Here is a 25427-nt window from a genome sequence, read left to right as displayed (position 1 = left end):
CTGCCGACGCCTGGAAAGGCTTGTACGCTCGGCATATCGAAATCTATTTTTAGAGAGTTGTGTCATGGCACATAAAAAGGCAGGCGGCAGTACCAAGAACGGCCGCGATTCACAGTCCAAGCGGCTGGGTGTCAAGAAGTTCGGCGGACAGCAGGTGCTGGCCGGTAACATCCTGGTACGCCAGCGCGGTACCCAGTACCATGCCGGCGACAATGTCGGCGTGGGTACGGACTACACCCTGTTCGCGACGGCGCCGGGCCGGGTTCAGTTCCGCAAGAAGGGTCTCGAGCAGCGTACCTACGTGAGCATCGTGCCCGAATAAGTTCGCGATCGGACGCAGGTCATCCCAAAAGCCCCGGCCAGTCCGGGGCTTTTTCGTCAGCAAGGCCCTGCCATGCCATGAAATTCGTCGACGAAGCACAGATCAGGATCCAGGCCGGTCACGGCGGACGTGGCGCGGCTAGCTTTCGCCGTGAGAAATTCATTCCCTTCGGCGGTCCGGATGGTGGCGACGGCGGCAAAGGGGCGGACGTGTACCTGGTGGGCACGTCCGGCATCAACACGCTGGCGGATTTTCGCTACCACCGCAGTTTCAAAGGACAAAACGGCACACCCGGCGCAGGCCAGGAGCGTACCGGAGCCGGCGGCAAGGATCTGGATATTCCCGTTCCCATCGGTACGGTGGTGATCGACATCGATACCGGAGAACAACTCGGCGATGTGCTGCAGCCCGGTGATCGCCTGCTGGTGGCGAAAGGTGGCAAGGGCGGTTGGGGCAATGTTCGTTTCAAGAGCAGCACGAATCGCACCCCCCGCAAGGCCATGCCCGGATTGCCCGGAGAGCAGCGGGAGCTACGCCTGGAATTGCGTGTCTTGGCGGACGTTGGCCTGCTGGGTCTGCCGAATGCGGGTAAATCAACGTTGATTCGTAGCGTATCGGCAGCGAAGCCGAAAGTTGCCGATTATCCCTTCACCACCCTGTATCCCAATCTCGGTGTCGTCTCCGTGGGGATTCATCGCAGTTTCGTCATGGCCGATATTCCGGGATTGATCGAAGGCGCGGCCGAGGGTGCCGGCTTGGGTATCCGCTTTTTGAAGCATCTGCAGCGTACCCGGATATTGCTGCATCTGGTCGACATCGCACCTCCCGATCCGCAGGCCGATCCGGTCCGGGATGCGCGATCGATTGTCCGGGAATTAAAGAAATTCAGTCCCGATCTGGCTGCCAAGGAGCGCTGGCTGGTGCTGAACAAGGTGGATTTGCTGGCGCCTGAGGAGGCCGAGCGGCGCTGTAAAGACATCGTCCGCCGCCTGCGCTGGAAGGGGCCGGTGTATCGGATTTCGGGGCTGGCGCATCGAGGCACGGAGGCCCTGTGCCAGGCGCTCATGAATCGCCTGGAGGACATTCGGCGCGAGCCGCAGGAGCAGCCGCCGTCCCAGGACGAGGTACGGCGTAGCCTGCAGTGGTGAATAGGGTGAAAATGCCTGAATGCCGATTCGGCGCGCCGGCCTCGGCATTGATCCATGCCGTCTCAGCAGATTCGTAGAAACAAAAAAGCCGGGTATTACCCGGCTTTTGAGCTTCTTCGAAAGCCACCGTCCCGGCGGCCGGAAGCCGGTGTGAGGTTCAGCCTGCCTGGCTCAATTCCTTCACGCGCGCATTCAACTGACTCTTGTGCCGGGATGCCTTGTTGCGATGGATGAGCCCCTTGTTCACGGCCGAATCGATGATCGGACCGGCTACCTTGAGATTGGCCGCTGCAGCATCCTTATCGCCCAGGGCGACGGCATTCACGACACTCTTGATGGCGGTGCGCAGCTTCGAGCGGGCAGCCATGTTATGGGCGCGGCGCTTGACCGTCTGGCGAGCTCGCTTTTCTGATGACTTGATATTGGCCACGGATCGAGGTTCCAAAAATGGAACACGAATTCTGCCCCTATAGGCACGGTAAGGCAAGAGGTACGGTCAGGATCGCTATAGGCATCGAATACTGGAGCGATGTTCATGGATAATCCACGTCATGACTTCAGTATGGCCGCCATGAAAATCTGTAACTACGGCCCCGCCATGCGAAATGATGCCGGATCCCTATGACTCGCGGCTTTTTTCGCAGTACCGCCATCGTTGGAATCACGACCCTGCTGTCCCGGATTACCGGGTTGGCACGGGATGTCGTGTACGCCGCCTTTGTGCCGGCAGTGGCGATGGAGGTTTTCGTCCTTGCGAACCAGATTCCCAACCTGTTGCGCCGCCTGTTCGCGGAAGGCGCCTTCTCGCAGGCCTTCGTGCCCGTGGTGGCCGAATATCGCAGCCAGCGCAGTCTCGAGGAGGTGCGCGGCCTGGTCGATTCGGTCGCCGGTACCTTGGGTGCCGTCCTGGCCCTGATCTCGATCATCGGCGTCCTGGCCGCACCCCTCGTGGTGCTGATTTGCGCTCCCGGCTTCCTGGCCAAGGGGGAGGGCCAGTATGCGCTGGCCGTGGAAATGCTGCGCTGGACGTTTCCCTACCTGCTGTTCGTTTCACTCACGGCCCTGGCCGGGGGGGTACTCAACAGCTACGGCAGATTCGCACTGCCCGCGTTCTCCTCGGTGGTGCTCAACCTGGTCATGATCGTATTTGCCGCCTGGGTTTCGCCCTACTTCGAGCAGCCCGTGGTGGCGCTTGCCGTCGGTGTCTTCGTGGGCGGCATATTGCAGGTGGCGATCCAGATTCCCGCCCTGCTGCGCCTGGGCGTGTTGCGCCTGCCGCGCTGGAACCCGCAGCACGAGGCAGTACGCCGTATCGCCGTATTGATGGGACCCGCCATCATCGGCTCCTCGATGGGCCAACTCAGCGTCATGGTCAGTACCGGTATTGCCTCGCTGCTGGCCGACGGCAGCATGACGTGGCTATATTTCGCCGACCGGCTGGTCGAGTTTCCGCTGGGCGTGTTCAGCATCGCGCTGGCCACGGTGATCCTGCCCAGCCTGTCGGCTCAGCATGCGCTGCGCAGTTCCGATGAGTTCTCCGCAACCTTGGCCTGGGCGGTGCGGTTGGTCTGCCTGATCGTGATTCCGGCCTCCGTGGCATTGTTTGTGCTCGCCGGGCCGTTGACCGTCGTGCTGTACCACCATGGGAAGTTCACTCCTGTCGACGTGGAAATGACCCGCCTGGCGCTGATGGCTTTTTCCTTTGCGTTGCTGGGCTGGAGCCTGATCAAGGTGTTGGCGACCGGCTACTACGCCCGCCAGGATACCCGCGGTCCGGTGCGCGTCGCGATGCGGGCGCTGGGTCTGACGATGGCTTTGAATGTGATCGTGGTCCTGGGGCTGTGGCTGATGGGGCTGCTGAAGTCTCCGGGCGCGCATGCCCTGCTGGCCCTGACCAACGGCGTCGGCGCGCTGCTGAATGCTGCGCTGCTGTACACCGGCCTGGTGCGCCGGCAGATCCTGCGTCCCGGACAGTCCCTGGGCGGCCTGCTGTTGCTACGCATATTCATTGCCAGCATGGTGATGGCGGCGCTGCTGCTATGGTTCGGCGGGGGCGTCACCGACTGGCTGGATGCGCCTAGGACGCATCGCGTCGTCTGGCTCACCGCCCTGGTGGCCGGCGGCGCGGGTGCGTATTTCGGCATCCTGTGGCTGTTGGGCGTACGTCCGCGGCAGTTCCGTCTGCAGGTGCCGGCGGCGGCAGGCTGAACCGATGACGAAAGCAATCGGGCCGGCGGCGGCGTTCCTATAATATAATGCCGTTTTTCCGGTGGGCGAGAGTGCGAGGCCACGATGGAACTCATTCGCGGCCTGTACAGTCTGCATGATCGGCACCGCGGTTGCGTGCTGACGATCGGCGCCTTCGACGGTATTCATCTTGGTCACCAGGAGATGATCCGGGTGTTGCGCGAGCGCGCCGCGGCGCATCGTCTGCCGGCAGTGGTACTATCCTTCGAGCCGCTCCCGCGTGAATTTTTCGCGCGCGACGCCCCGCCCGCGCGTTTGACCCGCTTTCGCGAAAAAGTGGATGCACTGTGCCATTACGGCGTCGAGCGTTTCGTCTGCCTGCGCTTCAAGCAGATCCGTAATCTACCAGCGGAAGTGTTCGTGGAAGAAGTGCTGGTACGGGCTTTGGGAGCGCGGGAGTTGGTCGTGGGCCATGACTTCAGCTTCGGCCGTGCCTTGACCGGCAATATCGGCACATTGCTGGCACTCGGACCGACGGCTGGATTCGAGGTCACGCAAGTGCCGCCGTTCGAGATCGGGGGGGAGCGTGTCAGCAGTACGCGTATCCGTTTGGCCCTGGAGGCCGGCGACATGGCGAGTGCGACCCGATTGCTGGGCCGGCCCTATCGCATGACGGGCAAGGTCGTGCAGGGCGCGAAACTCGGCCGACGGCTGGGTTTCCCCACTGCGAACCTGTTGCCCCTGCGGCGTGCGACACCGCTGGCGGGGGTGTTCGCGATCCGCGTATCGGGCGCCGGTTTGCATGATGCGCCTGGCGTGGCCAGCCTCGGCACCCGCCCGGTCGTGAATGGCAAGGAACTGTTGCTGGAGGCGCATATCTTTGATTTCGACGGCGACCTGTATCGACGTACCCTGCACGTTGATTTCATTGCCCGCCTGCGCGATGAAAAGTGGTTCCCGGATATCGGCGCGCTGGTCGAACAGATGCATCGCGATGCCGCACAGGCGCGCGAGATCCTGGCGCGCGAGACGATGACATGAATGACGATGGCTGAGCACGCATGAGCGATTACAAGGGCACGATCAACCTGCCGAAGACCGGCTTTCCCATGAAGGCCGATCTCGCCCGCCGCGAGCCCGAAATCCAGAAATGGTGGGAAGAGCAGCGCATCTACGCAAAACTGCGCGACGTGGCGCGCGGCCGCCCGACGTTTATTCTGGCCGACGGCCCCCCCTATGCCAATGGTGCGATACACCTCGGTCATGCGATCAACAAGATTCTCAAGGATGTGATCGTCAAATCCCGCGGCCTGGACGGCTTCGATGCTCCCTACGTACCCGGTTGGGATTGTCATGGGCTGCCGATCGAGCATCAGATCGAGAAGGCGCACGGCAAGGCGGTCAAAATGCTCGAGCCGCGGGCCTTTCGCCAAGCCTGCCGCGAATATGCATTGGAGCAGATCGACGCACAGCGCAAGGACTTCAAGCGCCTGGGCGTGATGGGCGATTGGGAGCGTCCCTATCTCACACTGGATCGGCGCTACGAAGCCGACCAGTTGCGCGCGGTGGCACAGATCCTGCGCAATGGCCACATCTATAAGGGTTTGAAGCCAGTGCACTGGTGCCTGGACTGCCGTTCGGCGCTTGCCGAGGCGGAGGTCGAGTACGAGGAACGTACTTCGCCCGCTGTTGACGTGCGCTTCGCGATCGTGGACCCGGCCGAGCTGGCCCGGCGCTTCGCTCTGGCCAGCGTGCCGGACGTGCCGGCCAGCGTGGTGATCTGGACCACCACACCCTGGACCTTGCCGGCGAATCAAGCGGTCGCCGTGGGGCCGAGCATTCGCTACCGTTTGATCCACACCGGCATAGAACTGCTGATACTGGCGAGCGAACTGGCGCCGAAGGTCCTGGAGCGGGCCGGCATCGAGGATGCCTCCGGCAAGGCCGAGGGGATAGGCGAGACGACGGGCGAGGCGCTGGAAGGCTTGCTGCTGTCGCATCCCTTTTATGAGCGCAGGGTGCCGGTGATCCTCGGGGATCACGTTACGCTGGATGCGGGCACGGGCCTGGTGCACACCGCGCCCGGACACGGTCAGGAAGACTATGTCGTAGGCCGGAAATACAAGCTGACGATCGACAATCCGGTCGGCAGCGACGGGCGTTTCCTGCCCGATACGCCGTTGTTCGGGGGGGAGCGGGTGTTCGACGCCAATGCTCACGTTGTCGCAGTATTGCAGCAGCGCGGCGCGCTGCTGCACCAGGCAAGCCTGCGTCATAGCTATCCTCATTGCTGGCGCCACAAATCTCCGGTGATCTTCCGGGCGACCGCCCAATGGTTCGTCGGCATGGAGCAGGCCGGTCTGCGCAAGACGGCCTTGCGCGAGATCGGCAAGGTGAAATGGACGCCCGCCTGGGGCGAGAGCCGTCTGGGGGGCATGATTGCCGATCGCCCCGATTGGTGCATTTCGCGCCAGCGTATGTGGGGCGTACCGCTGGCCTTGTTCACTCATCGGGTCAGCGGCGAGCTGCATCCGCGCTCCGCGGAGCTGATGGATGCCGTGGCCGATCGCATCGAGGCGGAGGGCATCGATGCCTGGTACGACCTGGATCCGGTCGCACTGCTGGGTGCCGAGGCGCCGGAGTATGAAAAAGTCACCGATATCATGGATGTCTGGTTTGATTCGGGGGTGTCGCACTACTGCGTGCCCAAGACTCGTCCCGAGATCCGTTTTCCCGCTGATCTGTATCTGGAAGGCTCCGATCAGCATCGCGGTTGGTTCCATAGTTCGCTGCTGGTGTCGTGCGCGCTGCACGGTCATGCGCCCTATCGTGGGGTACTCACCCACGGCTTCACGATCGATGACAAGGGACGCAAGATGTCGAAGTCGCTGGGCAACGTCATCCTGCCGCAGAAGGTTGTGGGGACGCTGGGGGCGGATGTCCTGCGTTTGTGGGTTGCCGCGACCGACTATGCCAACGAGATGAGTCTCTCGGATGAGATTCTGAAACGGGTCGCGGAATCCTATCGGCGTATCCGCAATACCGCGCGTTTCCTGCTCGGTAACCTGACTGGCTTTGACCCGGCGCACGACCAGGTGCCGCTCGAGGAACTGGTGGCGATCGATCGCTGGGCCCTGTGGCGCACTCAGCAGTTGCAGGATGAAATCACTGCGGCCTACCGCAACTATCAATTCCATTTGATCTATCAGAAGCTCCATAATTTCTGCAGCGTCGATTTGGGCGGCTTTTACCTGGATGTGCTCAAGGACCGGCTGTATACGACGGGCGCCGGCAGCCACCCGCGCCGCTCGGCGCAGACCGCGATGTCATGGATCATCGAGGCGCTGGTGCGCTGGCTGGCGCCGATTCTGTCGTTCACAGCCGAGGAGATCTGGCGATTCATGCCTGCGCCAGCCGCCGGCGAACGCAGCGAGTCGGTGTTCTTCACGGATTGGGCGGCGCTGCCGCAAGGGGCGGGACAGCGTCCGGCCATCGATTGGGATGCGCTGCTGCGGGTGCGCGGCGCCATTGCGCGCGAACTGGAAAAATTGCGCAACGCGGGCGCCATCGGTGCACCGCTCGATGCGCAGGTCGATCTGTACTGCACCGCGCCGGTGCTGCAGACCTTACAGATATTCGGCGAGGAACTACGTTTTGTTTTCATCACCTCCGAGGCGCGCGTGTATGCCGCGGATCAGCGTCCCGCGCAGGCCGTTGCGGCACAGGACGGCGATGACAATGACGTCTGGATCGTAGCGGCACCGAGCGCCGCGCCGAAATGTGTGCGTTGCTGGCACAAGCGGGCCGACGTGGGCAGCTGCGCGCAGCATCCGGAATTGTGCGGACGTTGTGTGATCAATATAGAAGGACCGGGTGAGCGTCGCTGCTTCGGTTGAAACCGACCCGGGATTTGCCGTTGCCCGAAACTGGAATTTACGGCCGAACTTCCGGATCGAAGTCTTGGAACTTGATGCTTTCTGCAGGAGCGCTGATGAATTCCAATTCGCTGGCGAAGATCTGGTTCACGCCCACCCGCGGGGCGAGCAACTGGCTGTGGCTGTCGATTTTCGTGATTCTGCTGGACCAGGCGACCAAGGCGCTGGTCATCGGTACCGTGAAGTTGCAGGACACGATCGCCTTGCTGCCCTTCCTGGAGATCGTATATCTGGAGAATACCGGCGCTGCCTTCAGCATCTTTGCCCAGGCTTCCGGCTGGCAGCGCTGGTTTTTCATCGTGCTGGCCCTGGGTGTCAGCGTCGTGCTCATGGTGTGGCTGCGCCGCATTCGCTCCGATCAGCGGTTTCTGGCGGTCGGTTTGTCGCTGGTACTGGGCGGTGCGCTGGGCAACGTCATCGACCGGGTCATGCACGGCTACGTCGTGGATTTTATTTTCTTTCATTGGCGCAGCTGGTATTTCCCGGCATTCAATATTGCGGATACGGCGATTTCGATCGGGGCAGGCTGTCTGCTGATCGATGCTTTCCGTGAAAGCGGCCAGGAGAAGAAAGCCGGGCGAAAGGCGTCCGGTGCATCGCCGAAGTAACCGCACGCAGTCCCGGGAGAGACATCGATCATGCGCATCCTGCTTGCCAATCCTCGTGGCTTTTGCGCCGGCGTCGATCGCGCGATCGGCATCGTCGAACGCGCCATCGAGTTTTTCGGCGCGCCGATCTATGTGCGTCACGAGGTGGTGCACAATCGTTACGTGGTCGAGCGCCTGCGCGGCCTGGGCGCGGTTTTTGTCGACGAACTGGCCGAGGTGCCTGACGACGCCACGGTGATCTTCAGCGCCCACGGCGTCTCGCGTGCCGTGCAGGAAGAGGCACGCCGGCGCAGCTTGAGGGTCTTCGATGCAACCTGCCCGCTGGTGACGAAGGTCCACATGGAAGTCCTGCGCTACGCTCGCGAGGGCTGCGACGTCATCCTGATCGGCCACCAGGGGCATCCCGAAGTGGAGGGCACGATGGGACAATTCGATACCTCCGCCGGTGGACGCATCCTGCTGGTGGAAACCCCGCAGGACGTGGAGCGCTTGCAGATACGCGACCCGCAGCGCCTGGCGTTCGTGACCCAGACCACTTTATCGGTGGATGACACGCGCAAGATCGTCGAGGCGTTGCGCCGGCGCTTCCCAGATCTGGCCAGCCCGCGCAAGGAAGATATCTGCTATGCCACCCAGAACCGTCAGGATGCGGTGAAGCGCCTGGCCGAGCAATGCGACATCATCCTGGTCGTCGGCTCGCCCAATAGCTCCAATTCCAACCGGTTGCGCGAGATTGCGGAAAAAGCCGGCATTCCCGGTTATCTGGTCGATGGACCGGAGGATCTGCAGCGAGAGTGGTTTGCGGGTAAGCAGTCGGTCGGTGTGACCGCCGGTGCGTCCGCGCCTGAAGTGTTGGTGGAACGCGTCGTACAGCAGATTCGCGCTTGGGGCGGGGAGGTGCCGCAGAATGTACTGGGCCAGGCCGAGAATGTGGTGTTCAGTCTGCCGCGCGAACTGCGTGGACATTCCTCATCCCTGTCTTCGCAGGGTGCCGAGACAGGCGGTATCGATTCCTGAAAAAGACGCTCATCCGTAGAAAAACGCCCCGCCGATGAGACGGGGCGTCGGGTGATGGATGGTGCCGGAGAAGAGACTCGAACTCCCGACCCGCGCATTACGAATGCGCTGCTCTACCAGCTGAGCTACTCCGGCGAGGGGACGCAGTATACGGAAAGCAGCGCAGCCGAACTACTGTACACATCGAAAAAGCGCGTAAAGGCGTCGGCTGGCCGCCGTCGACATGCAGCTGAAGAACTGCGTCTGCGGGCGGTCGAGCTGGGGTTTTTGCGAGGCTATTCTGCCGGGCCGCGGTCTATCGGATCGAATTTCATCGAACTGAGGGCCATCGGACCCGAGTCTGTCGGGGCGGGGCGCTTCTTCCTCAGTTTGATGACGAGTTCGACGCCGTCGGCTTCCATGCCCTCAGGTAATGCGGGGAAGCGGCTGAATTCGATTTCGGAAGGATTGATGTCGTATAGCTCGCCGGTTTCCAGATCATAGAAATGATGATGAGGAATGCGCGTGGAGTCGTATACGGCGCGTTCCGGATCGATATTGATCTGGCGCACCAGGCCGCGTTGGGCGAGTACCTTGAGCGTGTTGTAGACCGTCGCCTTGGAGACGTGGTCGCCATCGCGGCGCAAGACGGTAAGAATCTGATCCGCCGTCATGTGCGTGGGCTCGTTCATGAGAATTTCCGCGATACGCAGCCGCTGCTTGGTCGGCTTCAGACCGTGCCGATGCAGCTCATGGGCGATCCGCACTGGGGGCGGAAGCGTATCGGTATACTTGAAACTCACGCTCAATCCCGAGGTTTGTCGTCATACCGCAAGGCGGAGTACCGCTGCAGAATACCGCACCGGCCACCTCGAAGCGAGAGTATCACGGGTATGCGTTGATCCGATGTGCGGTATCTCATGGATTGCGGCGGTTCTCTTGCTCACGACCGTGCTGGGGTGACGGCCCCGCCCATGATGCTTGTCCGCCCTGAATCCCGAAGGCACGGCGGACAAGCATCATGGGCGGGACCATACTTGCGTGTGATCACGAGGTCTTCCGGCCGGGTGGTATTGATCCGGGGGTACAGCGTCTCGGTTGCGGCTTGTCACCTTGGGGTTGCGGCCGGGAGAGCTGCCGGGGAAGATGCCGCATGGATTCGTTCTTGAGGAGGCTGTCCCGCCCGGCGGCACGGGGTTTCACGGTGGCCGAGGGGCTGGCGGCGTTGCTGGTCGTTGCCGTGGGGATCCTCGGGATCGCTGCACTATACTCGGATCAGGTGCCTCGAAAAGGAGCGCGATGGCGTCAGGAGGCGGCCGAGCTTGTCGATATTATCGCTGAGCGCATCCTGGCTACCCGGGAAGGCCGTGAGGGCTTTTCCACCACGATCGGCGTGGTCTGCGGTCCAGAGGACCGATACCGTGAGGGGCTGGCCCCAGGAAGGCAGGTGTCTCCCCAAGGGGATGGCCGGCCCAGGCTGGCCATCGATGTCGCTGCCTTGGTGGCCGCATGCTGGGAGGACGAAGTGGCGCGAAAGTTGCCCAGTAGCCAGGGCAAGATCAGGCGCGATCTCTCGACGATCCCGGTCAGCTACGTCATTTCCGTGAGCTGGTCATCACTGGAGGGGACAGCATCGTATGTGATGCGGGTCAGCCCACCAGGGTGAAGTCTCCATTCTTTATAATGTCAGGCTGGGTTGTTCGGCCCGGCTCGATCGGCAGGGGTCGGTCGACGCGGCGGTTGCATGCGTTACGAGCGGCTTGAGCAGTGGGCATTCGTGTCCGAAGGAGTCCTGTTTGACTGATTCGTTGCCGTTCGAAAAGCCCAATGCAACCACAGGGCCGACCACAGGATCGACCACTGGGCCGACTACAGAACTCATCACCGAGTCCGGCACGGGACTCGCCCCAGGGACCGCCCAGCCCACTCAGGTCACACGGTCCAAGCGGCGGCTGACACCGGTGCGCATGTTCGGCTATCACCTGGCAGTCTGGCTTGCAGCAGCCTTTATCGAGCTTATCTGGCGTACCGCCCGGGTGAAGGTCGTCGACGGCGATCGGCTGGTTGCGCTGATCCAGGAACATGGCGCCGTCGTGCCGACGTTCTGGCATCAGCATTTGTTGATCTGCTCGCGCTACCTGGTGGGTACAGGCGTCGAGGGCTTCAAGCCCGGATTCATGATTTCCCCTTCAGTGGATGGCCAGGCGCCGACCATGCTCGCGGAATTATATGGCGCACATGTGGTGCGCGGTTCGGGTTCCTATACGGGCGTGCGCGCCGTGCGTGGCGTCCATCATGCGATCGTCAAGCGGGGCATCTCGTCCGGTATCACGCCCGACGGTCCACGCGGGCCACGTTTCGTGCTCAAGCCAGGCGCAATCTTTACAGCGCAGATCACCGGCAAGCCCTTGGTGCCGATCGCCTACGCCGCGAAGCCGGCGCGTCTGCTCGGAACCTGGGACAAGTTCGTCCTGGTTCCTCCCTTTGCAAAAATTCGCATCGCGATCGGCGAGCCTTACTTCCCACCCAAGCGAATGCAGGAGGCCGAAATGCAGGCGGCTCAGCGCGAAGTGGAGCGTCGCCTGTTGATGACGTTCCAGAAGGCCCGGGCGGCGCTATAGCCGACGGTATGTCAGCGATGCGAGACCGTTCACCCGATCCATCATCGGGATCAGGCGGCGTTGCGGGCCGCTCACGGAGCGCGGATGGCTCGATCGCAATCCTGATCGCAGCTTTCATCCGGGCATCCCTCGATCTCGATCTGAATGGTGGCATGCGTGATGCCGTAACGCTGAGCCAGCAGCGCCTTGGCTTCGCGTAGCACCTGCGCATGGTCGGCTGCCGGACTGACCGTGGCATGCATGGTCAGCAAGGCTTCCTGAGGGCTGATCAGCCAGGCATGTACGTGGTGTACATCGCGTATCGTAGGGATCTGTTGTTCCAAGGATTTACGCAACTCGCCCAGATCCAGCCAATCCGGCGTTCCTTCCATCAATATATGCGCCGACCGGCGTACCAGCACCAGTGCGCTGCGCACGATCAGCGCACCCACCAGGATCGACAGCAATGGATCGACCGGTAGCCAACCGGTGACCAGGATCACGACGGCGGCGATGATCGCCGCCATCGAACCCAGCAGATCGCCGATGACATGCAAGGTGGCGGCGGCGATATTCATGTCATGGCGATCGCTGCTCCGGAGCAGTGCAAATACAGTCAGATTGACCGCGAAGCCGATACTACCGATCCACAGGATGGCCCAGGCGTTGACCGGTGATGGATTGAGCAGCCGCTGTACGGCCTCGACCGCGATCCAGGCGACGATGATCAGCAAGGCGCAGCCGTTGAGGAACGTCGCCAGTACTCGCAGACGCTGGTAGCCGAAGGATCGGCGTGTATCGGCAGGCCGCGCCGCGATGCGGATTGCCGCCCAAGCCAGCGCCAGCGCGGCAGCGTCCGTCAGCATATGCCCGGCATCGGCCAGCAAGGCGAGAGAGTTCGCCAGCAGACCGCCGGTGAATTCCACCACCATGAAGATGCTGGTCAGCGCCAGCGCAAAGCCTAGTATGCGGCTGGAACTCGAACCATGATCGTGAACATGATCATGATGATGGTCATAGTGAGGGCTACGCCTGTCCCGCATCGGAACCCTGGGAGCGTTCATAATGACCAGCATAAGGCCCTGCAGGGCCAATACAAGCACCGCAGGGGCTCCGGGTCGGCCTCCGGAGCGCTGTCTTGGCGTTGGCATCATGGTTTGGCGCCATGGATTTAATCTTGGTGATTTTTGCGCTATCGCAAAGTGATAAATTAATGATCGCTTGGCATCGCTTGGGCAGGCAGGCCATACTTCAAAGGTCAATATTGCTGTGCCACAATCGACTCACGCCCTTGCTTGATTCCGCCGTATCGGGAATCGGCGGCTACGGGAGGATGTCGGAATGACCGCCACTGGCCGGGGTGCCACCTCGGCTGTCATCGTTCGCCGGAAGGCACCTGCTCGCGGGACCTGTTCCGGTATCGCCTGCCCGGATATCGGCCAGGCCTCCCTGTCGGGCAGACGCGCTGTACCGCGGTGGCCGATTGGATCGATGTTTCGTGGCTAGCCGCTCTTCCGAGACCCCTGACGAACGACCGGGATCCGTCTTCGGTACATCCTTGTTTTCTTCGTTTTCTTCGCGGATGCTCTCGGCGCGCAAGTCCAAGATCGGCCTCGACGTTCTGCTCACCAAGGCCGTCATCGATCTGCAGAATCTCGGCCAGGAGCAGGATGATCCCGGATTGGTACGGATCCTGGAGTCCTTGCGGGACGCTACCGGACTGGATTGTGTACTGATCGCCCTTTTCGATGATGCGGATACCACGATCGACAGCGTGATCGCGGCGACCAGCCTGTTCAGCACCTTCGATCCACGAGCCCTGTGCGGTGATGCGCTCGACCGGCTGCCGTATCTGCATGAACGTCTCGAACATCTGCGTATCGTGGAGATCCGTGATACGTCCCAGCCCCGTCGTCATCTGACACCGGAGGCCATTCGTCTGGCCAGTCTGCACGTCGGTGCGGCCCTGATCATGGGAATCGCCATTCAGGGCCGTATTCGCGGCTTCATGGCATTGTGCTCCAGCCTGCCGCGCGACAGCTGGGATGCGAATCTGCATCTGATGCTCAAGCTGATCGGTTCCAGCTACGTGACCGGCATCGAGCGGCTGCGTTATCAGCGTTATTTCGGCGTGATCGAGGAGCGCAATGCGCTTGCGCTATTCGGCGCGAACGACGGCTTGTGGGATATCGACCTGGACCGGCGCAGTACCTATCTTTCGCCGCGCTGGCTGGAGATGCTGGGCTACGATGAGGGTAGTCTCGACTCGTCGGACTGGCAAAGCCTGGTCCATCCGGACGATCGCGAACGCCTGCGCCAGGCAATGCGTGAGCATATTGCCGGCAAGAATCCGATATTCGAGAACGTACACCGTCTCAGGCATCGCGACGGCGCCTGGGTCTGGGTCATTAGCCGCGGCAAGGCAAGAACCGACGAGGGGGGGCGGGCACGCCGTATCGTCGGCGTCGACTTGGACGTTACCGAGCGCAAGCTGTTCGAGGATGCCTTGCACAAGGAGAAGGAGAGCGCCCAGATCACTCTGCAGTCGATCGGTGATGGGGTCATCACGACCGATGCCAAATGTCGAATCGAATACCTGAATCCGGTCGCCGAGCAACTGACGGGCTGGCGGTTGGAGCACGCCCAAGGACGCATGATCGACGAGATCTTCCGCAGCTTTCATGAAGAAACCTGCGAGCCCTTGGAAAACCCTCTGGCCGTGGCAATCCGCCGCACTCGCGCCATCAAGTCGGTACGCCCGACCTTGCTGATCCGGCGCGACGGCAATGAACTCTATATCGAAAGCTGTGCATCGCCGATACGCGACGGCTCCGGCGAGGTCAGCGGCGGCGTACTGGTATTCCATGACGTGAGCGAAAGCCGCGAGCTGAATCGGAAATTGTCCTACCACGCCAGTCACGACATCCTTACGGGGCTGGTCAATCGTCATGAGTTCGAGGCGCGGCTGGAGCGCGCGCTGAAGAGCGCGCGGGCGCGGGAAGCATCCTATGCGCTGTGCCATATCGATCTCGATCAGTTCAAGATCATCAATGACAACTGTGGCCACAGTGCCGGCGATGCATTGCTGGGGCAGGTCGGCGCCTTGCTGAAATCCAAGATTCGCTGGCGGGATACGCTTGCACGGCTCGGTGGGGATGAATTCGGCGTGCTGCTGGAGAGCTGTACGCTGGAGGAAGCCGTGCGCAATGCGGAATCGTTGCGTGAGGCGATCCGCAATTATAAATTCGTGTGGGAAGAGCGTACCTTCCGTCTCGGCGCCAGCATCGGCGTCGTGCCGATCTCTCCGGATAATGAGGATGTCGCGGCCCTGATTTCCGCCGCGGACAGCGCCTGTGCCGCAGCCAAGGAAGGGGGACGCAACCGCATTTACAGTTTCCAGGAAAACGATATCGATCTGATGCGTCGGCGGCGGGAGATGCAGTGGGCGGCGCGCATCAATAACGCGCTCGAGGACGGGCGCTTCGAGATCTTTCGTCAGATCATTCATCCTCTACAGCAGCAACATACGGGCCTGCATTACGAGTTGTTGCTGCGTATGCGCGATGAGGCCGGCAAGATCGTCACGCCCGATCAGTTCATTGCCGCAGCCGAACGCTATGGGCTGACGTCCAATATCGATCGATGGATGGTCGAGCATGCGCTGCGCTGGCTGGTTTCGGAAGCCGACGAACGCGAGAAACTCGAGATGTGCTCGATCAATCTGTCGGGCCAGAGCCTCGGTGATGACAAGTTCCTGCCGTTCGTCATCGATCACTTCCATCGCAGCGGCATCGATGCCTCGAAGATCTGTTTCGAGATCACCGAGACTGCTGCGATCGCCAGTTTTTCCCAGGCGAATCGCTTCATACATGCGCTCAAGGAGCTGGGTTGCCGTTTTGCACTGGACGACTTCGGTACCGGGTTGTCGTCGTTCGGCTATCTGAAGCATTTTCCGGTCGACTTTTTGAAGATCGACGGCTCTTTCGTGAAGGAAATCCTGCGCGATCCCATCGATCGGGAGATGGTGCGTTCCATCAATGAAATCGGCCATTTGACCGGCAAGCAGACCATCGCGGAGTTCGCCGAGAACGGCGAAATCATCGAAATGCTGCGCAGCCTGGGAGTGGATTACGCGCAGGGCTATGGAATCGATACGCCGCAGCGCGTATTGCGCGCGGCGATTTGAGGAACCTCCGCCCGTCTTCCCATCCGTCAGCCGAAGCGCAGCGACAAGTCGATCGCGCGCAAGTGCTTGGTGAGACCGCCGACTGAAATGAAGTCCACGCCGGTGCGGGCGATATCGAGCAGCGTTTCCAGGGAGATGTTGCCGGAAGCCTCCAGCTCGGTGGATGAGTGGGCATGAGCGTTGCGCGTTGCGACGGCGGCGCGCAGATTTTCCAGTGGGAAGTTGTCCAGCAGGATCCGGTCGACGCCGGCATCCAGCGCCTGGCGCAGTTCCTCGGCATTTTCCACTTCGATCTCGACCATGACCGGCCCATTGCGCAGGTCGAGCTGGCGCGCCGCGCCGACGGCGGCAGCGATCGAGCCCGCGGCTGCGATATGGTTTTCCTTGACCAGAATGGCGTCGAACAAGCCGATGCGGTGATTCACGCCGCCGCCGCAGCGCACGGCATATTTTTGTGCCAGTCTGAGCCCGGGAATCGTCTTGCGTGTATCCAGGATGCGGCAGCCGGTCCCTGCGAGCGCCTCGACATACCGGCGTGCCACGCTGGCGGTTGCCGACAGCAATTGCAGAAAATTCAGGGCTGTGCGCTCACCGGTCAGCAGCGCGCGCGCCGGCCCCTCGAGATGACACAGGGTTTCCCCGGCTCGTACCCACTCGCCGTCACCGGCCGTCCAGCGCAGATCGATTCGGGCATCGAGCTGGTGGAACACCTCATCCACCCATGCGGAGCCGCACAGCACGGCATCCTCGCGGGTCATCAAGATGGCACTGGCCCGGTGCCGCTCGGGTATCAGCGCCGCGGTCAGATCGCCGTCGCCGATATCTTCCTGCAAGGCCAGGCTGACGGTCCGGGTAATATGATCACGAAGTAAGGCGTCCATGTGGTGAAGTGTGGCGTGCTGTGCTCAAAAAGAAAACGGAGCAGCTGCAAGATCACGCGTGGCGTCAGGCATGCGATAACGGCGCTCGGTGTGTGCCCGGCAGGATCATCAAATCCTGCAGGCAGGACTGGAAAGCATTTGAAGAATAGTCGCGAGGTCCGCATAATGTCATGCCGACGCCCGACCGTAATGATCCCGGATTCCATCGATCCAGAGCAGATTTTCCCGACCGGACGACCCTCGATTCAGACAGCCCTGGACGGGAGCATCCCGGCTGGAGTGGCTCCTGCGAGAGTGTTCTGGACGCCTTCGCCCATGAGGCCATCGATGGCGTACCGAGCCGGTCGAATTCTCCTGTGCCACCGTGCATGCTCGATGCCGGGCAGATATGCATTGACTGCGGATGGTTCCCGGGCGAGATCACGGTTTGCTCAGGCATAACGGTCGAGCAGTGCCCGGGATCCGATGGAATGCGGCGCAGCGGATGCAGGCGCTCCCCTGGCGAGGCGCTCCCAAGGCAGATTCAGAGCCATAGATCGAGAGACACGGTTTCCGGGGTACGGTGCCGGGATACGGATTGCAAAGACGCAAGAGTCGAGAGGTAGAGTCGTGGACATCATTGAACGCATCAAGTCGCAGCTGTCTTCCAACCCTGTCGTGCTGTACATGAAAGGCACGCCGGAGTTTCCGCAGTGCGGCTTTTCTGCGGCAGCCGTGCGGGCGCTGAGCGCAGTGGGCGCCAGCTATGCGCATGTGAATATTTTCGAGGAACCGGAACTGCGCGAGGCGCTCAAACAATACTCGAACTGGCCGACATATCCACAGCTCTATGTAAACGGCGAACTGATCGGCGGCTCGGACATCATTATCGAGATGTACAATAGCGGCGAACTGCAGAAGCTCGTCAGCGGCACTAAGTAGTTTTTCTACGAAACGCGTTGCAGATCTTGCAGAACAATTCGGCGGTGCGCTGCGCGTCGTAAAGCGCCGAGTGGGCCTGGCTGGAATCCCACTCGATACCGGCGGCCTGCAGCGCCTTCGCCAGTACGGTCTGGCCGTAGGCGACGCCTGCCAGCGTCGCCGTGTCGAAACTCGAAAATGGATGAAATGGATTTCGCTTGATGTCGGTGCGTGCAACGGCGGCGTTGAGGAAATTCAAATCGAACATGGCATTGTGCCCGACCAGGACGGCGCGGGTGCAATCGTTGCCCTTCATGGCCTTGCGCACCTCCTGGAACATGCGGGTCAGCGCTTCCTTTTCGGACAGCGCCGGACGCAGCGGATGATAGGGATCGATGCCATTCACCGCGAGCGATGCGGCCTCGATATTGGCGCCCTCGAAGGGTTTCACGTGGTAGCGCCAGCCTTCCCCGGGCAGCAGCGTGCCGTCGGCCTGGATCTCGACCAGCACTGCGCCGATTTCCAGCAGCGCATCGGTATTCGGGTTGAAGCCGCCGCATTCCACGTCGATGACGACCGGCAGGAATCCTCGGAAACGGTGTGCCATCGGCATTTTGCCATGAACGAACGGCGGAGTCGGACTGAGGTCCTTCAAGATCATGATTCCTCGACGAGGCGCCAGCGGATCGATTCGCCGGCGCGAAATGGCACGAGTTCGTCCTGGTCGAAGCGATATGCGGGCGGCGGCATCCATGTAGCTCGTTCGAGCGTGATGAAGGAGGTATTGCGCGGCAGACCATAGAAATCGGCGCCTCGCTCCGCGGCGAATGCCTGCAGGCGTTCCAGGCAGCCGGCCTCCTCGAAGGCCTCCGCATAGAGTTCGATAGCGGCGTGTGCCGAGAAGACGCCCGCGCAGCCGCAGGCGTTTTCCTTGGTGTGCCGGGCATGCGGTGCGCTGTCGGTACCCAGAAAAAAGCGCGCATCCTCGCTGGTTGCCGCGTCGATCAGGGCGCGGCGGTCGGCTTCGCGCTTGAGCACCGGCAGGCAGTAGTGATGCGGACGAATGCCGCCCTGGAATAGTGCATTGCGGTTCAGCAGCAGATGCTGCGGCGTGAGCGTCGCGGCTACGCCCGTGCGTGCCGAGTGCACGAATTGCACGGCCTCGCGTGTAGTGATGTGTTCGAACACGATGCGCAACGCCGGGAAGCGCTCCGCCAGCGGCGCCAGCACGCGCTCGATAAATACTTTTTCCCGATCGAACACATCGACTGCGGCATCGGTCGCTTCACCGTGCACCTGCAGCACCAGATCGTATTCCTGCATGGCTTCGAGCGCCGGATAAATGCGTTCGATCGCACTGACGCCGGCATCCGAATGGGTCGTGGCGCCCGCCGGATATAGTTTGGCGCCGATGACGAAACCGCTGTCTCGCGCTGCCCGCAGGTCGGCGGCGGAAGTAGTGTTCGTCAAATAGAGAGTCATCAGAGGTTCGAACGTCAGGTTTGCGGGGACGGCCGCGAGGATGCGCTCTCGGTAGGCGCGAGCCATGTCTACATGGGTCACCGGTGGCTTCAGATTCGGCATGATCACGGCGCGCGCAAACCGTTTGGCGGTGAACGGCACGATACTGGTCAGATGAGCACCGTCGCGCACGTGCAGGTGCCAGTCGTCCGGCCGTAGAATTCTCAACGTCGTCATGTGCTCGCCCCGATCCGTGTGTTGCTCGTTGTGGCTGGCGCACGGCGGGTGCGCGGGCGGCGCGCTGTACCGTGCGGCGGCCATAGACTCCGTTCCAGCAGCAGCGTGGTGACGTAGCGTACCCCGAAACCCGTGCAGTCCGTCGGTATATGCCCCAATCCGCCGGTACGATTGGCAGCCGCGAGATCCAGGTGGATCCAGGGGATTTCGGCCGGTACGAAGCGGTTCAGGAAGCGGGCTGCCAGGATGTGATCGCCCTTGCCGTCCATTGCGCATTGCAGTATGTCGGCAATCGGGGATTCCAGTTCGCTGTCGAAATCCTCGTCCATTGGAAACGGCCAGACGCGTTCGCCGCAATCGCGCCCATGCCGTTCCAGCACGCCGTTCCAGTCGGCACGATTCGTAAAAATACCGCTGTAGCGCTCGGTCAGCGCGCCGATGCAGGCTCCGGTCAGCGTGGCAAAATCGATGAGCAGATCGGGTCGCCTTGCAGCCGGCATGCCGGTACGCGATATACGCCGGGCGCCGGCGGCCAGCGCCAGCGTATCGGCCAGCACCATGCGCCCTTCGGCATCGCTGTGCACGATCTGGATGCTGGTGCCATTGGCCGCCTGTACGACCTCTTGCGGTCTGAAGGCATGTGCACCGATCTCATTCTCGGTGATTGCCAGCCAGCAGTCGATGTCGTAGGGAACTTTCAGTTCACTGAGTGCGAGCAAGGTGCCGACGGCGACGGCGCTGCCCTGCATGTCCTCGTGCATGCGATACATGCCTTTATGGGTCTTGAGATTGATGCCGCCGGTGTCGAAGCAGATGCCCTTGCCGACCAGCGCCAGGGATCGCAGCGTTTCGGCAGCTGCGGCGCGCCTGCCGGTGCCGCGGTAGTGCAAGCGTACGATACCTGCACGACGATGCCGATTCGCCCGGCTGACGGCCAGGAAGGCGCCGGCGCCCAAACGCCTGAGTGCGGTTTCGTCCAGGAAGGAACACTGCCAGCCGTGCTGTCGCGCCAACCGGCGCAAAATACGTGGGTAGTTGGCGGAATCCAGCACATTCGGCGGCAGCATCGTGAGCCAGCGCGCCAGATGATTGCCGCGGTCGATCGCATTGCAGCGTGCCGTATCCACCTTCTCGGCCGTGGCGCCGGCCAGTATGAATCGTGATGGAGTGTTTTTGTCTCGAGGTTGGGATTTGCATGTCGGCATGGGGGCGGAACCGGCCAGTGCAGCGGCCAGCAGGGCTTCGAGCATTCCGGCGGCGGATGCCGGCGCCAGTCCGTGGGCACTCAGCACGATGCGAGCGCCGGATGGAGCGGCCAGTGCCTTCCAGGCCCGGGCGGCCAGGTTCAGCCGCTCGAAGGCGGACAAATCGGCCTTCGCGAACGCCAGCACCAGCGGCAGCACGCGTGCCTGTCCAGGTGCTCGGCCGTTGGCCCGAGCGCTACCGGCCGCGCGCGCGCTGCCGCGCGTGGATGGCGTGTTCGCGATTGTCAGCGATGTGACCAGTACGCCGACCGGGCCGGCAGCCTTGGCCTGCCGGTACAACTGGCGCCAGGTGGAACCCAGAGGCAGCTTCTCGAGTAGTATTTCTGCGTGCTCATGTTCACAGACCATGATGGCTGCATCATGTGTCCGCAGCATATTGTCCGTGAATTCCGCACGTTCCTGCAGGATACGAATGTTGCGCTGTGCGGGAAGCAGTTCCACCAGGTGAGATTCCTTGACCGGCAATTTTCAAACTCCGATGATACGCGGCCTACTCCAACAGCACACGCACATGTCTGAAGCTTCCCGATTCGACGATCTCGATCCCGAGGAAACTCGCGAATGGCTGGAATCGATGGATTCGGTTCTGAGGAGCCATGGCGCGGAGCGGGCACATTTTCTGCTCGAGCGGCTGATCGATTTTACACGCCGCTCCGGCACCTACCTGCCGTTCAAGCCCAATACGGCCTACGTCAATACCATTTCTGCAGGCCATGAAGAGGAATACCCGGGCGATCGCTCGATCGAGCGGCGTATCGAGGCATATCTGCGCTGGAACGCGATGGCGATGGTCGTGCAAGTCAATCGGCAAAGTTCCGAGTATGGCGGGCATATTGCCAGTTACGCGTCCGCCGCGACTTTGTACGAAGTCGGTTTCAATCATTTCTGGCGCGCACCCTCCGAGCAGCATCCCGGCGACCTGGTCTACTTCCAGGGACACGCATCCCCCGGCATTTATGCGCGGGCATTCCTGGAGGGCCGGCTGTCCGAGGAGCACCTGAAACACTTTCGCGAGGAGGTTCTCAGCCCCGAGCATGGTCTGAGTTCCTATCCCCATCCGTGGCTGATGCCGGATTTCTGGCAATTTCCGACCGTGTCCATGGGGTTGGGTCCGATGATGGCGATCTATCAGGCGCGTTTTCAGCGCTACATGGAGAACCGTGGTCTGGCGCCTGCCGGCGATCGCAAGATCTGGGCATTTCTGGGCGATGGCGAAATGGACGAGCCCGAGTCGATGGGCGCGATCACCATGCCGGTGCGCGAGAAGCTCGACAATCTGGTGTTCGTCATCAATTGCAACCTGCAGCGCCTGGACGGACCCGTGCGTGGCAACGGCAAGATCATCCAGGAGTTGGAAGCAGCTTTTTTGGGTGCCGGTTGGAATGTCATCAAGATTATCTGGGGATCTCGCTGGGATCCTTTGTTCGCCAAGGACACGAAGGGTCTGCTGCAGCGCGTAATGGAAGAGTGCGTGGACGGCGAATACCAGAACTACAAGGCCAAGGGCGGCGCTTACACACGCGAGCATTTTTTCGGCAAGCATCCCGAACTGAAGGCCATGGTCGCAAACATGACCGACAGCGATATCTGGCGTCTGAATCGCGGCGGTCATGACTACAAGAAGGTCTACAACGCCTATCGGGCTGCCGTGAATCACAAGGGACAGCCGACCGTGATTCTGGCCAAGACCGTCAAGGGTTTCCTGATGGGGCGCTGGGGCGAGAGCCAGAATATTACTCATCAGCAGAAGAAGCTCGACGACGAGGCGCTGAAGGAGTTTCGCAATCGTATCTTCATCGAAATCTCGGACGAGGAGATCAAGCACGCGCCCTTCAAGAAGCCGGCTCCCGACAGTGAGGAGATGAAGTATCTGCAGGAGCGCCGCCAGATGCTCGGCGGCTATCTGCCGCAGCGGCGCAGCAAGGCGCCGCCGCTGAAGGTGCCGGGGCTGGATGCCTTCGCCTCGCTGCTGGAGAGCTCCGGCGAGCGCGAGTTTTCGACCACGATGGCACTGGTGCGCATCATGCAGGCGCTCCTCAAGGATAAGAACATGGGACCGTATGTGGTGCCCATCGTCGCCGACGAGGCGCGCACCTTCGGCATGGAAGGGCTGTTCCGGCAGATCGGTATCTATTCATCGGTGGGGCAGCTATATACGCCGCAGGATGCCGATCAGCTCATGTTCTACAAGGAAGACAAAAAGGGACAGATTCTGCAGGAAGGCATCAACGAGGCCGGTGCACTGTGCTCGTTCATCGCGGCGGGGACGGCGTATGCCACCGACGGCGTCAATATGGTGCCGTTCTACATTTATTATTCGATGTTCGGTTTCCAGCGAGTGGGCGACTTCATCTGGGCTGCGGGCGATAGCCAGGCGCGCGGCTTTCTGGTCGGCGCCACGGCCGGCCGTACCACGCTCGCCGGTGAAGGACTGCAGCATCAGGACGGGCATAGCCACCTGGTTTCCACGACCATACCCAATTGCATCTCGTACGATCCGACCTTCGCGTATGAGTTGGCGGTCATCGTGCAGGACGGACTGCGGCGCATGTATGCCGAGCAGGAGGATGTGTTTTATTACATCACCTGCATGAATGAAAACTACAGCCATCCCGCCATGCCCGAAGGCGCCGCACCGGGCATCCTCAAAGGCATGTATTTGCTGCAGCCGGGCGGACCCGGCAAGGTACGCGTGAATCTGCTGGGTTCGGGCACGATCCTGCGTGAGGTGCTGGAGGCAGCACGTATTCTCGAGAGGGACTATGGCGTGCCTGCGGATGTTTTCAGCGTGCCGAGCTATTCGGAGCTGCGCCGTGAAGCACTCGATGTCGAGCGGCGCAATATATTGAGCGTACACGCCGCCGTGCAGCAGCCCTATGTACGCCGGTGCCTGGGGGATCGTACCGGTCCCTTCATCGCCGCCAGCGATTACATGAAGATCGTGCCGGACCAGATCCGGCAGTGGGTTCCAGGACGTTACATCGTGCTGGGTACGGATGGCTACGGCCGCTCGGATTCGCGCGCGCAACTTCGCCGGCATTTCGAGGTCGATCATCAGCACATCGTGGTCGCCGCGCTGCGGGCGCTCGCGGACGAAGGCAAGCTCGACATGGCGACCGTCAAGAGTTGCATGATGAAGTTTCATATCGATCCCGACAGTCCCAATCCAGTGACCCAGTAAACGGCGTCAGGGAATCAGGCAGACGAATTCGATCGAAGGGCCGGGCACGGTGTCCGGCTCATGGCGAATGAATGGCAGAGCATGGCGCAAGACATAACCGTTCCTGATTTGGGCGACTTCAAGGACGTCGAAGTCATCGACGTGCTGATCACGCCGGGCGATGTCATTGAAGTCGATACGCCGCTGATCACCATCGAAACCGAAAAGGCGACGATGGATGTGCCCTCGACGGTGGCCGGTACGATCACCGCGGTGGCATTGAAAAAAGGCGATCGGGTATCCAAGGGCAGCTTGATTGCGCAGTTCGAAGCCGGCGTGCCTGCGGCTTCGACCGAGCGGATCCAGGAAGCCTCCCAGACGGTATCCCAGACGGTATCCCAGGCGGCTTCGCCGGCAGCAGCTCAACCGGCCTCGGCCGAGTCGCCCTCGGCGCTCCAGCCGCCGGCAGCGGTCTTCGGCGATGCAGGCGCCCCGACGGCAACTTCGCCGGCGGCTGCAAGCCGCTCGCCTGTCGGGGCGGATGTCGTGCCGGATGACAAGGACGGGAAGGGCGAGGCGCCGGTGTCTTTAACCGCCGCATCCTCGTTCGTCATGGGCGAAGCCGGTTTCGCGCGTGCCTATGCCAGTCCCTCGGTGCGCCGCTTTGCGCGCGAACTCGGCGTCGATCTGACGCAGATCGAAGGCTCCGGCCTGAAAGGCCGCATCACGCCTGACGACGTCAAGGCTTGGGTGAAGCGCACCCTGGCCTCGGGCGTCTCTTCGGCCGGTGGTGGTGCGCTGCCCAAGATCCCCGAGATCGATTTTGCCAAGTTCGGTCCGATCGAGAGTCAGCCGCTCGGCCGTATCCAGAAGATTTCCGGACCGCACCTGCAGGCAAGCTGGCTCAATATTCCTCATGTCTGGCAGATGGACGAGGCAGACATCACCGCGATGGATGCGGCGCGCATCGAATCGAGGCAGAAGGCGCTCGATGCCGGCATCAAACTCACGCCGCTCGCCTTCATTCTGCGTGCCTGTGTGCAGGCGCTGCAGGAGTTTCCGTTCGTCAACAGCTCGCTGGATGCCTCGGGCGCCAATCTTGTGCTCAAGAAGTACATGCATCTGGGCTTTGCCGCGGACACACCCCAAGGGCTGCTGGTGCCGGTGATCCGCGATGCGGACAAGAAGGATATCTACGAACTGGCACGCGAGCTTGGCACGTTGTCGCAGAAGGCCCGCGAGGGCAAGCTGTCGGCCGCCGACATGCAGGGTGCGAGTTTCACGGTGTCCAGTCTCGGCGGCATCGGCGGTACCTCCTTCACGCCCATCATCAATGCGCCGGAAGTTGCGATCCTGGGCGTGGCGCGCGCCAGCATGAAACCTGTCTGGCAGGAGGGGCAGTTCGTGCCGCGCCTGATTCTGCCGTTTACATTGGCCTACGATCATCGCGTCATCGATGGCGCGGCCGGTGCGCGTTTCACCAGTTTTCTGGCGCGCAAGCTCGCCGATGTGAATGGCCTGCTGGAAGCGGTTCCCTAGAT

Annotated in this window: 20 protein-coding genes and 1 tRNA gene; 13 read left to right on the top strand and 8 right to left on the bottom strand. The window is 61.7% G+C overall.

From position 1 onward, the window contains the following. The first annotated feature begins 64 nt into the window (after positions 1-64). Both rpmA and cgtA read left to right on the top strand, forming a co-directional pair. A complete protein-coding gene (gene rpmA, locus ACG33_RS11295) occupies positions 65-322 on the top strand; it encodes a 50S ribosomal protein L27 (RefSeq protein WP_066921261.1) in 258 nt (85 codons plus the stop codon). A 77-nt stretch (positions 323-399) separates the two neighbouring features. Next, positions 400-1470, top strand: coding sequence for an Obg family GTPase CgtA (gene cgtA / locus ACG33_RS11290; protein ID WP_066921259.1), 1071 nt, complete (start codon positions 400-402; stop codon positions 1468-1470). A 157-nt stretch (positions 1471-1627) separates the two neighbouring features. Here the strand turns inward: cgtA and rpsT are convergent, their stop codons facing one another. Next, entirely contained in the window at positions 1628-1900 is a 273-nt protein-coding gene (gene rpsT / locus ACG33_RS11285; RefSeq protein ID WP_066921257.1) for a 30S ribosomal protein S20, read from the bottom strand. A gap of 191 nt (positions 1901-2091) precedes the next feature. Here rpsT and murJ point away from each other — a divergent pair, with 191 nt between their 5' ends. The 5 genes from murJ to ispH all read left to right on the top strand — a co-directional run bounded on the left by murJ (position 2092) and on the right by ispH (position 9217). Continuing rightward, positions 2092-3678, top strand: coding sequence for a murein biosynthesis integral membrane protein MurJ (murJ, locus tag ACG33_RS11280; protein ID WP_066921255.1), 1587 nt, complete (start codon positions 2092-2094; stop codon positions 3676-3678). An 84-nt stretch (positions 3679-3762) separates the two neighbouring features. Next, positions 3763-4698, top strand: coding sequence for a bifunctional riboflavin kinase/FAD synthetase (locus ACG33_RS11275; protein ID WP_066921253.1), 936 nt, complete (start codon positions 3763-3765; stop codon positions 4696-4698). 20 nt (positions 4699-4718) lie between these two features. Further along, positions 4719-7553 (top strand): isoleucine--tRNA ligase, encoded by a 2835-nt coding sequence (ileS, locus tag ACG33_RS11270; protein WP_066921251.1) that lies wholly within the window; start codon positions 4719-4721, stop codon positions 7551-7553. A 95-nt stretch (positions 7554-7648) separates the two neighbouring features. Further along, the gene (gene lspA / locus ACG33_RS11265) at positions 7649-8200 is read left to right on the top strand and encodes a signal peptidase II (RefSeq protein ID WP_066923301.1); all 552 of its coding nucleotides are present in this window, start codon (positions 7649-7651) and stop codon (positions 8198-8200) included. A gap of 30 nt (positions 8201-8230) precedes the next feature. After that, on the top strand, positions 8231-9217 hold the full coding sequence (ispH, locus tag ACG33_RS11260) for a 4-hydroxy-3-methylbut-2-enyl diphosphate reductase (RefSeq protein WP_066921249.1): 987 nt from the start codon (positions 8231-8233) through the stop codon (positions 9215-9217). Positions 9218-9276: 59 nt separating this feature from the next. Here ispH and ACG33_RS11255 read toward each other — a convergent pair. Both ACG33_RS11255 and ACG33_RS11250 read right to left on the bottom strand, forming a co-directional pair. Next, positions 9277-9352, bottom strand: a tRNA-Thr gene (locus ACG33_RS11255). 140 nt (positions 9353-9492) lie between these two features. After that, positions 9493-9999, bottom strand: a complete 507-nt coding sequence (locus ACG33_RS11250) for a Fur family transcriptional regulator (RefSeq protein ID WP_066921247.1) — start codon at positions 9997-9999, stop codon at positions 9493-9495. A gap of 350 nt (positions 10000-10349) precedes the next feature. On the opposite strand from ACG33_RS11250, the gene ACG33_RS11245 reads away from it, so the two are divergent. Both ACG33_RS11245 and ACG33_RS11240 read left to right on the top strand, forming a co-directional pair. Next, the gene (locus ACG33_RS11245; RefSeq protein WP_066921245.1) at positions 10350-10862 is read left to right on the top strand and encodes a type IV pilus modification PilV family protein; all 513 of its coding nucleotides are present in this window, start codon (positions 10350-10352) and stop codon (positions 10860-10862) included. A 130-nt stretch (positions 10863-10992) separates the two neighbouring features. Beyond that, positions 10993-11817, top strand: a complete 825-nt coding sequence (locus ACG33_RS11240) for a lysophospholipid acyltransferase family protein (RefSeq protein ID WP_157071767.1) — start codon at positions 10993-10995, stop codon at positions 11815-11817. Between the two features lie 71 nt (positions 11818-11888). On the opposite strand, the gene ACG33_RS11235 is transcribed toward ACG33_RS11240, so the two are convergent. Then, positions 11889-12899 (bottom strand): cation diffusion facilitator family transporter, encoded by a 1011-nt coding sequence (locus ACG33_RS11235; RefSeq protein ID WP_210399029.1) that lies wholly within the window; start codon positions 12897-12899, stop codon positions 11889-11891. Positions 12900-13294: 395 nt separating this feature from the next. Between ACG33_RS11235 and ACG33_RS11230 the strand changes: the two genes are divergently transcribed. Then, the gene (locus ACG33_RS11230; protein WP_157071766.1) at positions 13295-15982 is read left to right on the top strand and encodes an EAL domain-containing protein; all 2688 of its coding nucleotides are present in this window, start codon (positions 13295-13297) and stop codon (positions 15980-15982) included. A 26-nt stretch (positions 15983-16008) separates the two neighbouring features. Here ACG33_RS11230 and nadC read toward each other — a convergent pair whose 3' ends face one another. Next, the gene (nadC, locus tag ACG33_RS11225; protein WP_066921241.1) at positions 16009-16863 is read right to left on the bottom strand and encodes a carboxylating nicotinate-nucleotide diphosphorylase; all 855 of its coding nucleotides are present in this window, start codon (positions 16861-16863) and stop codon (positions 16009-16011) included. 609 nt (positions 16864-17472) lie between these two features. Between nadC and grxD the strand changes: the two genes are divergently transcribed. Next, positions 17473-17784 carry a Grx4 family monothiol glutaredoxin gene (gene grxD / locus ACG33_RS16770; protein WP_066921239.1) on the top strand — a complete coding sequence of 104 codons (312 nt, stop codon included), beginning with the start codon at positions 17473-17475 and terminating at the stop codon, positions 17782-17784. On the opposite strand, the gene rnt is transcribed toward grxD, so the two are convergent. Genes rnt through ACG33_RS11205 form a run of 3 tightly spaced genes read right to left on the bottom strand, consistent with a single transcriptional unit; the run spans position 17777 to position 21167 of the window. Continuing rightward, complete coding sequence (gene rnt / locus ACG33_RS11215) at positions 17777-18424, bottom strand: ribonuclease T (protein ID WP_066921237.1); 648 nt, start codon at positions 18422-18424, stop codon at positions 17777-17779. The two genes, grxD and rnt, sit on opposite strands and share 8 nt — an antisense overlap. After that, positions 18421-19461, bottom strand: a complete 1041-nt coding sequence (gene pyrC / locus ACG33_RS11210; protein ID WP_066921235.1) for a dihydroorotase — start codon at positions 19459-19461, stop codon at positions 18421-18423. The genes rnt and pyrC overlap by 4 nt, the downstream gene beginning before the upstream one ends. Continuing rightward, on the bottom strand, positions 19458-21167 hold the full coding sequence (locus tag ACG33_RS11205; RefSeq protein ID WP_157071765.1) for a M17 family metallopeptidase: 1710 nt from the start codon (positions 21165-21167) through the stop codon (positions 19458-19460). The genes pyrC and ACG33_RS11205 overlap by 4 nt, the downstream gene beginning before the upstream one ends. A gap of 70 nt (positions 21168-21237) precedes the next feature. Here ACG33_RS11205 and aceE point away from each other — a divergent pair, with 70 nt between their 5' ends. Both aceE and ACG33_RS11195 read left to right on the top strand, forming a co-directional pair. Next, positions 21238-23907 carry a pyruvate dehydrogenase (acetyl-transferring), homodimeric type gene (aceE, locus tag ACG33_RS11200; protein ID WP_066923291.1) on the top strand — a complete coding sequence of 890 codons (2670 nt, stop codon included), beginning with the start codon at positions 21238-21240 and terminating at the stop codon, positions 23905-23907. An 81-nt stretch (positions 23908-23988) separates the two neighbouring features. Then, positions 23989-25425 carry a 2-oxo acid dehydrogenase subunit E2 gene (locus ACG33_RS11195; protein WP_066923288.1) on the top strand — a complete coding sequence of 479 codons (1437 nt, stop codon included), beginning with the start codon at positions 23989-23991 and terminating at the stop codon, positions 25423-25425. Positions 25426-25427 lie beyond the last annotated feature (2 nt).

The organism is Steroidobacter denitrificans (genome assembly GCF_001579945.1).
In the GTDB taxonomy this organism is placed as follows: Bacteria; Pseudomonadota; Gammaproteobacteria; order Steroidobacterales; family Steroidobacteraceae; genus Steroidobacter; species Steroidobacter denitrificans.
This window is presented reverse-complemented; position numbering and strand designations above follow the sequence as displayed.